This is a genomic window from Kitasatospora sp. NPDC059146, assembly GCF_042786665.1.
Classification (GTDB): domain Bacteria; phylum Actinomycetota; class Actinomycetes; order Streptomycetales; family Streptomycetaceae; genus Kitasatospora.
In genome coordinates, this window is record NZ_JBHZCY010000203.1 from 1 (window position 1) to 10529 (window position 10529).

Genomic DNA, 10529 nt, shown 5'->3' on the forward strand with positions numbered 1-10529 from the left:
CGACGAACCCGCTGGTCGCCCAGTGCTCGTGCTCGGGGGTCGGCCGCAGCCAGGCGCGGGCCGGGCAGCCGAGGTTGTCCCAGAACGGGTCCTGGGGATCGTTGATCCGGTAGAAGCCGACCACCACGCTGGTCCGCCGGGCACCTGCGCCGTCGAAGCCGTTGTCGACGACGTCGCCGAGCTTGATGTGGATGGTGTCGGCGGCCTGCCGGCTGATCACGATCGGCAGCGGGCCGCCGATCTTGCCGGGCGTCGGCCAGCTGCCGTCGGTGAGGGTGGCCCGGCTGGACAGGTCGGGTACGTAGAGCAGTCCGAGGACGGGGTCGGTGCGCTTCTCCGCGATCCGGACGTACTCCGGGTTGCCCATGCCGCGGTCGGCGACGGCCCGGGTGCCGCTGGCCCGGCCGGGCTGGGCGAGCGGCAGCTGTCGGCCGATCAGCTCGGTGACCTCGCGCTGCACCCGGTCGAGCGCCGCGGGGGTGTCGTCGTCCTGCGTCTTGGACGTGGTCTGCAGGCTGGTCTGGTTGAGGCCCGCCCGGTCGACGAAGTCCCGGAGTGCCGTGTCCGCGCCCCGGTCGGCGATCCGCGGGAAGGCGGCCGCCAGGAAGACCGTGACGAGGGCGAGCAGCGCCATCAGCAGCGCGGCCAGTGGGTTCGCCCTCAGCCGGGTGGGGACCCAGCGCGCCGGACGGTGGCCGGGCCGGTGGACGGTGCCGCCGGCGGCCGACGGCCGTTGCCCGCGCGCTCTGCGCAGGACGGAGCCGAGCATGGAGTTCCTCCCCCGGTCGTCTTCCAGCTCGGTCGCCGGATAGCGGACGATGCTGGCAGATCCGGCCCGGGAAAGGAAGGGACTTGCGCGAATCAATCGAGCAATGCGCGAATTCCCCGCAAATGCCGGGACGGGAGTCGACGAGGGGCCGGGAAAATGCCATGTGCGCTTCACCTGTGCGGTGCGACCATGGGCCGTTGACCAGGGAACTCCTCCGCCGGGAATTCTCCGCCGAAATGCTGAACCGGCGAATCCGCCGATCCGTTTCCCGGTCAGGCCGCGCCCTTGCGCCGACCCCGCCCGCGCAGGGTCCGGCGGGCCGTGGCGAAGGTGAGCGCGGCCCACAGGACGGCGGCCGCGCCGGTGACCCAGACCCCGGCGCCGCGGAAGGAGAGGTCGTCGTCCAGGTTGGCCGGCGGCGCCCAGCCGTCCGGGTCGGCCAGCACCGTGGTGGTGCTGCCGACCGAGGAGCCGGAGCAGCCGAAGCCCCCGATGGTGCCGTGCGGCAGCGGGTGGCCGTCCTCGCGGCGGATGCCGCAGGTCCAGCTGACCTTGCCCGTCTTGTCCTTGCCGCTGTGTGCCGACGTGATGACGACCCGGGTGTCCACCCCGCGGTGGGAGATCAGCTGGGCACGCAGGGCGGTGGTGGGGATCACCAGGAGCACCAGGCCCAGCACGACGGCGGGCCAGACCACCCAGCCGCTGCTGTGGATCATCATCAGTCCGACGACGGCCGCCATCAGCACCAGGACGGCCAGGATGGTGCAGGGGGCCTGGTAGTCGGGGTTGGTGGCGAGCGCCAGCAGCCCGATGATCAGCAGCGGGGCGAGCAGCCCGACCAGCGGCGCGGTGCGCCGCACCGTGCGCGGCGCGAGCTGGAGGTCCTTGCCGGGCCGTCGGCGGACGGGCTTGGCCGGCCGGACGACCCCGGCCGCCAGCGGCCGTTTCTGCTTCTTGTTCGGACGCTTGGCCATGCTGCCCCCGCTCGGTGGTTCTGCTTCGTGCTCGCGACAGTGTGACGGCAGCCCCCGACACCCGGAAGACCGGGGTACCGCCCGGCCGGTGCGGCCCGTCGGCCGTCTTCCCAACTCCGTTGCGTGGTGGGTACATTGACTTCTGTGGGGGCGGTTCTTGATCTGTTCCTCCTGGTCGGGGCAGCGGTCCTGGCCGGGCTGGCCGCGCTGCTCGCCTCGGCGGGCCGGACGGTCCGGGAGCTGCGCCGCGGCGGCGTCTGCGCCGTCGGCCGGGTCCGCCGGGTGCGCTGGCACACCACCTCCGAGGGGTACGAGCGCCGCCGGGTGACCATCGAGTACGGCCTGCCGGACGGCCGGGTGGTCGAACTGCTGCGGCACGACGCGCGCCCCGAGGGCGGCCGCTACCAGGAGGGGGACGAGGTGACCGTGCTGTACCACCCCGCCCGCCCCGGCCGGGGGCTGGCCGTCCACCCGGTGCGCCGGTTGCCGCCGCCTCCGAACGAGTTCGGGCTGGCGGCGCTCGCGCTGCTCTGCGCGCTGGGCGCGGCCGGCCTGCTGGTGCTGATGTTCTGACCGCGGGCCGGCCGGCCCGCGGTCACGTCCTGCCCAGGGCCGCCTGTTCCAGGTCGAGGTCGCGCTGGAGCAGCCGCAGGGTGGTGTCGCTGATCCGGTGCTCCTCGTACAGCCGGTGCAGCCGGTCGTTCTGCACCGTGATGACCTCGTGCCGCAGTTGGCGGTAGGCGTCGTCGGCCGTGTTGCCGTCGGGGGTCTCGGGGGTGCGGTCGAGCCGGGCGGTGAGGGCGCGGCGGACCCGGTCGACGGCGGTCTCCGGGACGGCCTCCAGTTCGGCCAGGCCGTCCACGTGGTCCAGGGCGGCGCGGTTGAGCTCGTCGCGGGCGTCGGCCTCCTCGCGCGCGGTGTGCTCGGGTTCCAGGGCGAGTCCGGAGCGGTTGACCACGGCGGCGAGGGTCAGTCCCTGGACGACCAGGGTGAGCACGACGTTGGAGACGGTCAGCACCAGGACCAGCGGCCGCCCGTCGAGCGCGGCGCCGCCCTCGGTCAGCAGCGGGATGGAGAGCGCGGCGGCCAGCGGCATGACGCCCCGGGTGCCGGCCCAGGTCACCACCCCGGCGACCCGCCAGGACAGCCGCCCCCGGCTGGGCCTGACGGCGCGGGTGAGCGGCAGGGTCCACAGCACCCGGACGGCGATCAGCACGGCGGCGATGGCCACCGACTGGAGCGGCCACCAGCCGGCGCCGGCCGGCAGCTCCCGGACCAGCGTGGGCAGTTCCAGGCCGACGATCGAGAAGACGACGCTCTCCAGCAGGAACACCACCACCGCGTACACGGCGTGCAGTTGCAGCCGGATCCGGGCGTCGGTGAGCCGGTGGCCGGAGCGGCCGAGCAGCACCCCGGCGACCACCACCGAGGTCACGCCGGAGGTGTGCGCGGACTCCGCCAGGACGTACGCCGCGTACGGGGTGACCAGGGCTATCACCGTCTCCAGCACCGGGTCGGTGGTGCGGCGGCGCAGCAGCCAGACCAGCCCGGCGACGGCCGCGCCGACCAGGCTGCCGCCCCCGCCGAGCAGCACCAGTTCGCCGCCCGCGGCGGGCAGGTCGACCGTCCCGCCGACCGCCACGGCGACGCCGACGGCGACCTTGAACAGCACCAGCGAGGTAGCGTCGTTGAACAGGCTCTCCGCCTGGACGAGCACCTGGACCCGCCCGGGCAGGGCGAGTCGGCGGCCGAGCGCGGTGACGGCCACCGGGTCGGTGCTGGAGAGCACGGCGCCGAGCACGAAGGCCATCGCGGGCGGCAGCCCGGCGACGGCGACGGCGAGGAAGCCGACGGCCGCGGCGGAGGCGAAGACCAGGCCGAAGGAGAGCACGGTGACGGGCCGCCAGACCGTGCGCAGGTCGCGCAGCGACAGTTCCTCGGCGGAGGAGTAGAGCAGCGGGGGCAGTACCACCGCGCCGATGACCTGCGGGGGGACGTGCAGCGCGGGGACGCCGGGGAGGAGGGCGACGCCGAGTCCGACGAGGACCAGCAGCGAGGGGGCGGGCACCCGCCATCGGCGGGCGAAGGTGGCCACGCTGGTGGCCAGGACGACCAGGACGAGAACGATCCCCACGGCGTGCATCTGCAGAAACGACCCATCGCACCATCGGGGTCGCCGTGGCCCGATCGCCGCAGTCGTCCCCCGAGCCGACCAGACTTCCCGGCACACCGATCGTCATCTTATCGGTCCTTTGGCGGGGTTCGGCAGGGAATTCCGGCGCCACGGCCCGCACCACCGGCCGGTGGTGCTGTTCCGAACGAGTTCACCGCATGCTCGCCGGAAGTCTTGCGGGCCGTGCACGTACGGAAGTTGGATGCACAACATCCCGCGATCCGCCGGGCCGACGACGTCCCCCCACGGAGCCCCGATGAACCTGCCGTCCCTGCGCCGCACCCTCGCCGCCGGTGCCGCCGCCACCGTGCTCGCCGCGCTCGGCGCCGCCCCGGCCGGCGCCGAGAGCGCCCCCGCCACCGCGCCGCCGCTGGACGTCCTGACCTACAACACCTTCCTGATGAGCACCTCGCTCTACCCCAACTGGGGCCAGCAGTACCGCGCCCAGGCGATCGCCTCGGCGGACTTCTTCCAGGGCCACGACGTGGTCGTGCTGGAGGAGGCCTTCGACAACGCCGCCTCCGACGCCCTGATCGCCAAGGCCTCCGCCGCCTACCCCTTCCACACCCCCGTGGTCGGCCGCTCCACCGGCGGCTGGGACGCCACCTCCGGCAGCTACAGCTCCACCACCCCCGAGGACGGCGGGGTCACCGTCCTCAGCAAGTGGCCGATCCTGCACAAGGAGCAGTACGTCTACAAGGACGCCTGCGGCTCCGACTGGTGGTCCAACAAGGGTTTCGCCTACGTCGTCCTCGACGTCGACGGCCGGCGCACCCACGTGGTCGGCACCCACCTCCAGTCCACCGACTCCGGATGTGCCAGCGGGCAGGCGGCCGCGATCCGGGCCAAGCAGCTCGGCGCGATGCGGGCCTTCCTGGACGCGAAGCGGATCCCGGCGGACGAGCCGGTGCTGGTCGCGGGGGACCTCAACATCGACTTCCACGGCCCCGAGTACCAGGCCCTGCTGGACAACGCCCACCTCGCCCCGGCCTCCGCCCGCACCGGCTGGCCGTACTCCTTCGACACCGCCGACAACTCCGTCGCCGCCTACCGCTACCCGGGCGAGCCCAAGGAGGACCTCGACCACGTCCTCTACCGCGCCGACCACGCCCGCCCGCAGCAGTACACCAACGAGGTCCGCCGGGTGCACAGCGCGCCCTGGACGGTGAGCAGCTGGGGCAAGAGCTACACCTACACCGACCTCTCCGACCACTACCCGCTGATCGCGCGCTGAGGCCGGGCGGCGCCGTCCGGCCGGGGACGGCGCCGCAGGTCGGGCGGGGCAGGTGCCGCGCCGCAGGTCGGGCGGTGCGGGTGCGGGGCCGCTGTGGCGGGCATCACAGCGTCCGGGCCGGTTCGGGCTCCTACGATCGGGAGCGCGGACGCCGGCCACGCCGGGACCGGTGCCCGCCCGGCAGCCCCGCGATCCGGCCCGAGGAGAAGCGCACCTTGACCAGCCCCACCGCCGCACCCGACAGCTACTACCAGCGCACCGGCGAGCAGCAGTACAAGCCCACCGTCCACGCCCAGGGCGCCTGGCACCCGGACGAGCAGCACTTCAGCCCGGTGGGCGGCCTGATCGTCCACGCGATCGACCGGCACCGGGCCGGGCGCCCCGCCGACGGCCTCGCCCTGGCCCGGGTGAGCTTCGACATCCTCGGCCTGATCGCCCTGGACGAACTGGAGATCACGGTCGAGACCCTCCGCCCCGGCCGCACCATCGAGCTGGTGGAGGCGGTCGCCTCGATCGCCGGCCGCGCCGTGGTCCGGGCCCGGGCCTGGTTCCTGGCCGAGCAGGACACCGCCGCCGTGGCCGGCACCCACGACGAACCGCTGCCCGCGCCCGAGGAGTTCGAGCCCTGGCCGATGAGCGAGCAGTGGGCCGGCGGCTACATCGCCTCGGTGGAGGTCCGGCGCCGCTCCACCGCGCCCGGCCGGGCCGCCGCCTGGCTCACCACCCCGCTGGAGCTCGTCGCGGGGGAGGCCGCGAGCCCGCACGCCGCGTTCGTCGCCCTGGTCGACACCGCCAACGGCATCGCCGTCCGGGAGCAGCCCACCGAGTGGATGTTCCCGAACACCGACCTGACCGTCCACTTCCACCGCCGCCCCGGCGGCCGCTGGACCGGCCTGGACACCGGCGTCAGCTTCGGCCCGGCCGGCCACGGCGTCACCAGTACCGTGCTGCACGACGTCCACGGCCCGGTGGGCCGGGCCGAGCAGATCCTCACCGTCCGTCGGCAGCAGGGCAGTTGACAACTGAGGTGGGTGCCGCCGAGGCGGCGGCACCCACCGCGGAGCGGCTCAGCCCGGCAGCGAGTCCATGAAGGAGCTCACCGAGAAGACCGCTCTGCCGGGCCCGGCCGGGCCGTAGCCGGGCGGGGAGGAGAGGCCGAACTCCTCCAGGGTGGCCCGGTAGGCCTGCAGCAGCCGGATGTGGTACTCCAGCGGCGCGCCCTGGGGGTTGGCCTTGCCCAGCGGGGTGGTGGGCTCGGGGCACCAGGTGGTGAAGCGCGGCACCACCCCGTGGGACATGAAGAAGCGCAGCCCCTCCCGGGTGGAGGCGATCGCCTCGTCGACGGTGGTGAAGCCGAAGGGCTCGGCCATCTCCACGCCCGCCACGAAGTTGGGGATCACGTTCTCCGCGCCGAACACCTCGGTGGAGTCCAGGATCCGGCGGTGCCACTCGTCCCGGCCGACGTAGCGCTCCTTGCCGGGGCAGTAGAGCTCGAACAGGCGCTTGTCCCACACCTCGAAGTTGGGGTGGTAGATCTTCACGCCGTAGTCGTGGAAGCGCTGCACGTCGTCGCGCGGCAGCGCCTGGGCGACCACCTTGCCGATCCAGCGGTCGGGGAAGCGCTCCTCGATGGCCTTGGCGTACTGCCCGTAGAAGTCCGCCTCGTCCCGGCCGCCGACCTGCGAGGTGATCGCGCCGCCGGTGAGGGTGTACGCCCGGGAGGCGCGGGCGGTGTCGTGGCGGTCGATGATCTCCAGCGCCTCCAGCACCTCCTCGACCGGCTTGACCCCGGTGTACGGGCGGCCGGCGGCCTTGTGCTGGCGCCAGTTGTGGTTGATGTCGCAGTACTGGCACTCCTCCTTGGCGCCGAAGTACTGGCACACCCGGAACACCGTGAGGTAGATCAGGTAGCCCCACTGGATGGTCGGGGCGACCTCCATCACCGACTTCCCGTTGGCCAGGGTGTGCCGGTAGTAGTCGGGCATCGGCGGCAGGCCGACGTCGGCGATCCGCGCGCCGTCCAGGTAGAGGCCGAGCGTGCCGTCCTCACCCGCACGCACCCGGTACGGCGAGTCGGGGTTGACCCGCACCGACACCACCGTGCGGCGCAGCCCGTACGGCCCGCCGGTCAGCACGACCTCCTCCGGCGGCCGGTTCAGCGCGGCGGCGCCCAGCTCGGGCAGGGTGCGGTGGTCGAAGGAGAAGATGAAGTACGACTTCGGTTTGATCTCGCCGCTGCCGTCGGCCCCGGTGCTGCCGCTGAGGGCGGACTCGTCGAAGGCCATGCCGCCGCGCAGCAGGTCCTCCTTGATCACCGCCTCCCGGGGCACGTCGGGGAAGCGCTCCATGAGGTCCTCGACGACTTCGGTGCGGCTGCGGGCCTGGCTCTCCATGTGCTGGTCTTCCTTCCTGGCCGCGTTCCTCTCACGGCGCCCCGCCCATTCTTCTCCCCCTTACGCCATCGGCGGGCGGCGGGACACCGGCCCACCCGCCGGTCGTCGCCCGGTCGCCCGCTGCCCGCCCGCCGGGTGCATGCGGGGGTGCGGGTGGGGGCGCGGGCGGTCCGGATCGGGTGATCCGCGGTCGAACGGCCCGCACTGCGGGGGGTGCGACGCCGTCGGGCGGCGCGGACACGGATGGTGATCGGCAGGTTGACGCGCTGCCCGGGAGGGCGGGGGCCGTCCGGCGCGGAACCGCAGCCCGGGGCCCCGGGTGGACCGATGCACGACACCGGCGCGGCCAAACGCCGTGAGCCGGAACGTTCACCCTATCGGGTGTAGAAGATCGTCCGTTGCGATCCGGAACGGGCTTTCGCGCCTACGGTGGGGAACCGAGCGAGACGGGGCCCGCGGCGTGGAGTTCCCCGTCGCGGCGGGCGAAATGACGACCCGTCACACCAGGCGATCCCTCTCAGAGGAGGCTCCATGCCCCTGTGCACCAGAACGGGTACCCCACCCGGGCCCGTCGACGCCCCGGCGGTGGGCTCATGAGCTCCCCGGCGATCGACCGGATCCTGCGCGGCCCGACCGGACTCGGCACCGCCGGGCTGCAGTTGAGGCCGCCGACGCCGGTGGCCGAGGCCGGGACGTCCGAGGCTGTGGCGCCCGAGGCCGCGGTGTCCGAGCTTGCGGATCCCGAGCTGCCGGTGGCGCAGACACCGGCGGTCGACGTCGCGGTGGTGGACGCGTCGGTGGTCGAGGTGGCCGTCGGCGCCGTCCCGGCCGCGGGGGCCGCGCTGGTCGGGGCCGTCGCGTCGGAGGCCCTGGCGGCCGCGGCCGCCGCGCTGGAGGCCGTCCTCCCCGAGGCCCTGCCGTCCGCGCCCGTGCCGTCGTCCGCCCCCGTGCTGCCCTCCGGTCCCGCGCTGACCTTCGGGGCCCCGGCCGCGGCGCGGAGCGGTGGCAAGCCGAAGACCGGCGACCCCATCCCCGGGCTCTACCACCACCCGATCGCCGAGCCCGACCCGGTGCGGGTGGCGGAACTCAGTCTCAAGATCAAGGCCTGGGCGATCGACGAGATCGAGCTCTACCCGCCGGAGTGGGAGAAGGACTTCGACGGGTTCTCCACCGGGCGCTACATGGTGGCCTGCCACCCCGACGCGCCGAGCGTCGACCACCTGATGCTCGCGGCCCGCCTGATGGTCGCCGAGAACGCGGTGGACGACTGCTACTGCGAGGACCTCGGCGGCTCGCCCGTCGGCCTGGGCAGCCGCCTGCTGCTCGCGCACACCGCGCTGGACCCGCTGCACACCACCGCGGAGTACCACCCGGCCTGGGAGGCCTCGCTCTCCGAGGACGCGCCCCGGCGCTCCTACCGGTCCGCGATGGACTACTTCGTCGCGGCCTCCACGCCCGCCCAGGCTGACCGCTTCCGGCACGACATGGCGCGGCTGCACATGGGGTACCTGGCCGAGGCCTCCTGGGCCGAGGCCGAGCACGTGCCGGAGGTCTGGGAGTACCTGGCGATGCGCCAGTTCAACAACTTCCGTCCCTGCCCGACGATCACCGACACCGTCGGCGGCTACGAGCTGCCCGTCGAGCTGCACGCGCTGCCCGCCATGCAGCGGATCATCGCGCTGGCGGGCAACGCGACCACCATCGTCAACGACCTGTACTCGTACACCAAGGAGCTCGCCAGCCCGGGGCTCCACCTGAACCTGCCGACCGTGATCTCCGAGCGGGAGGGCGTCTCGCGCCAGGAGGGCTACCTCAAGGCCGTCGGTGTCCACAACGAGCTGATGCACGCCTTCGAGGCCGAGTCGGCCGCGCTGGCCGTCGCCTGCCCGGTGCCGACCCTGGTGCGCTTCCTGCGCGGGGTGGCCGCCTGGCTCGACGGCAACCACTACTGGCACCGGACCAACACCCACCGGTACAGCCTGCCCGACTTCTGGTAACGCGCCGGTCGGCAGTCGCACCTTTTCGATAACCAACCCTGATCACCCTGGAGTTGACCCACATGTCCGTGACCGACGACATCACCACCGCCGGCACCGCCATTCCCGGCCCGGCCACCCCGTACCAGAGCGACATCGCGCGCTACTGGAACAACGAGGCCCGCCCGGTGAACCTGCGCCTGGGCGACGTCGACGGCCTGTACCACCACCACTACGGCATCGGCGAGATCGACCAGGAGGCGATCGGCGACCCGGCCGACAGCGAGCGTGAGAAGAAGGTCATCGCCGAGCTGCACCGCCTGGAGTCCGCCCAGGCCGACGTGCTGCTCGACCACCTCGGGGACATCAAGGCCGAGTCCACCCTGCTCGACGCGGGCTGCGGCCGCGGCGGCTCGATGGTCATGGCCCACCAGCGCTTCGGCTGCCGGGTCGAGGGCCTGACCCTCTCCACCCAGCAGGCCGAGTTCGGCAACAAGCGCGCCGCCGAGCTGGGCATCGGCGACTTCGTCCGCTCCCGGGTCGCCAACATGCTCGACATGCCGCTGGAGAACGGCTCGGTGGCCGGCTCCTGGAACAACGAGTCCAGCATGTACGTGGACCTGCACGACCTGTTCGCCGAGCACTCCCGGGTGCTGGCCGTCGGCGGCCGCTACGTGACCATCACCGGCTGCTGGAACCCGAAGTACGGCCAGCCGTCGAAGTGGGTCTCGCAGATCAACGCGCACTTCGAGTGCAACATCCACTCCCGTCGGGAGTACCTGCGGGCGATGGCCGACAACCGCCTGGTGCCCCAGGCCGTCATCGACCTGACCCCGGACACCCTGCCCTACTGGGAGCTGCGGAACACCACCTCGCTGGTCACCGGCATCGAGGAGGCGTTCATCGAGTCCTACAAGGACGGCTCCTTCCAGTACGTGCTGATCGCCGCCGACCGGGTCTGACCCCGGCGCAGGACCGACGGGCGGCCGCCCCGCGCACGCGGCACGGGG

At 73.1% G+C, this 10529-nt stretch carries 9 protein-coding genes; 5 read left to right on the forward strand and 4 right to left on the reverse strand.

Going from position 1 to position 10529, the window contains the following annotated elements; genetic code table 11:
• Positions 1–769: hypothetical protein (locus ACFXPX_RS42045; protein ID WP_380644965.1), on the reverse strand; the 769-nt coding region annotated here is incomplete at its 3' end.
• Positions 770–1041: 272 nt separating this feature from the next.
• Positions 1042–1743 (reverse strand): hypothetical protein, encoded by a 702-nt coding sequence (locus ACFXPX_RS42050; RefSeq protein ID WP_380595057.1) that lies wholly within the window; start codon positions 1741–1743, stop codon positions 1042–1044.
• 144 nt (positions 1744–1887) lie between these two features.
• Here ACFXPX_RS42050 and ACFXPX_RS42055 point away from each other — a divergent pair, with 144 nt between their 5' ends.
• Positions 1888–2316, forward strand: a complete 429-nt coding sequence (locus ACFXPX_RS42055; protein ID WP_380528650.1) for a DUF3592 domain-containing protein — start codon at positions 1888–1890, stop codon at positions 2314–2316.
• A 22-nt stretch (positions 2317–2338) separates the two neighbouring features.
• Here the strand turns inward: ACFXPX_RS42055 and ACFXPX_RS42060 are convergent, their stop codons facing one another.
• Positions 2339–3886, reverse strand: a complete 1548-nt coding sequence (locus tag ACFXPX_RS42060) for a Na+/H+ antiporter (RefSeq protein WP_380595061.1) — start codon at positions 3884–3886, stop codon at positions 2339–2341.
• 286 nt (positions 3887–4172) lie between these two features.
• On the opposite strand from ACFXPX_RS42060, the gene sph reads away from it, so the two are divergent.
• Positions 4173–5150, forward strand: coding sequence for a sphingomyelin phosphodiesterase (gene sph / locus ACFXPX_RS42065; RefSeq protein WP_380528653.1), 978 nt, complete (start codon positions 4173–4175; stop codon positions 5148–5150).
• A gap of 215 nt (positions 5151–5365) precedes the next feature.
• Positions 5366–6169 (forward strand): thioesterase family protein, encoded by an 804-nt coding sequence (locus ACFXPX_RS42070; protein ID WP_380397902.1) that lies wholly within the window; start codon positions 5366–5368, stop codon positions 6167–6169.
• Positions 6170–6217: 48 nt separating this feature from the next.
• Here the strand turns inward: ACFXPX_RS42070 and ACFXPX_RS42075 are convergent, their stop codons facing one another.
• A complete protein-coding gene (locus tag ACFXPX_RS42075; RefSeq protein WP_380644966.1) occupies positions 6218–7543 on the reverse strand; it encodes a radical SAM protein in 1326 nt (441 codons plus the stop codon).
• Between the two features lie 593 nt (positions 7544–8136).
• Between ACFXPX_RS42075 and ACFXPX_RS42080 the strand changes: the two genes are divergently transcribed.
• Complete coding sequence (locus ACFXPX_RS42080; protein ID WP_380644967.1) at positions 8137–9540, forward strand: family 2 encapsulin nanocompartment cargo protein terpene cyclase; 1404 nt, start codon at positions 8137–8139, stop codon at positions 9538–9540.
• Between the two features lie 62 nt (positions 9541–9602).
• The gene (locus ACFXPX_RS42085) at positions 9603–10481 is read left to right on the forward strand and encodes a geranyl diphosphate 2-C-methyltransferase (RefSeq protein ID WP_380397908.1); all 879 of its coding nucleotides are present in this window, start codon (positions 9603–9605) and stop codon (positions 10479–10481) included.
• The last annotated feature ends 48 nt before the right edge of the window (positions 10482–10529 follow it).

Excerpts from the sequence above, each read along its gene's own strand:
- ACFXPX_RS42050 (WP_380595057.1), bottom strand. The coding sequence starts at position 1,743 with ATGGCCAAGCGTCCGAACAAGAAGCAGAAACGGCCGCTGGCGGCCGGG.
- ACFXPX_RS42060 (WP_380595061.1), bottom strand. The coding sequence starts at position 3,886 with ATGCACGCCGTGGGGATCGTTCTCGTCCTGGTCGTCCTGGCCACCAGC.
- sph (WP_380528653.1), top strand. The coding sequence starts at position 4,173 with ATGAACCTGCCGTCCCTGCGCCGCACCCTCGCCGCCGGTGCCGCCGCC.
- ACFXPX_RS42075 (WP_380644966.1), bottom strand. The coding sequence starts at position 7,543 with ATGGAGAGCCAGGCCCGCAGCCGCACCGAAGTCGTCGAGGACCTCATG.
- ACFXPX_RS42080 (WP_380644967.1), top strand. The coding sequence starts at position 8,137 with ATGAGCTCCCCGGCGATCGACCGGATCCTGCGCGGCCCGACCGGACTC.
- ACFXPX_RS42085 (WP_380397908.1), top strand. The coding sequence starts at position 9,603 with ATGTCCGTGACCGACGACATCACCACCGCCGGCACCGCCATTCCCGGC.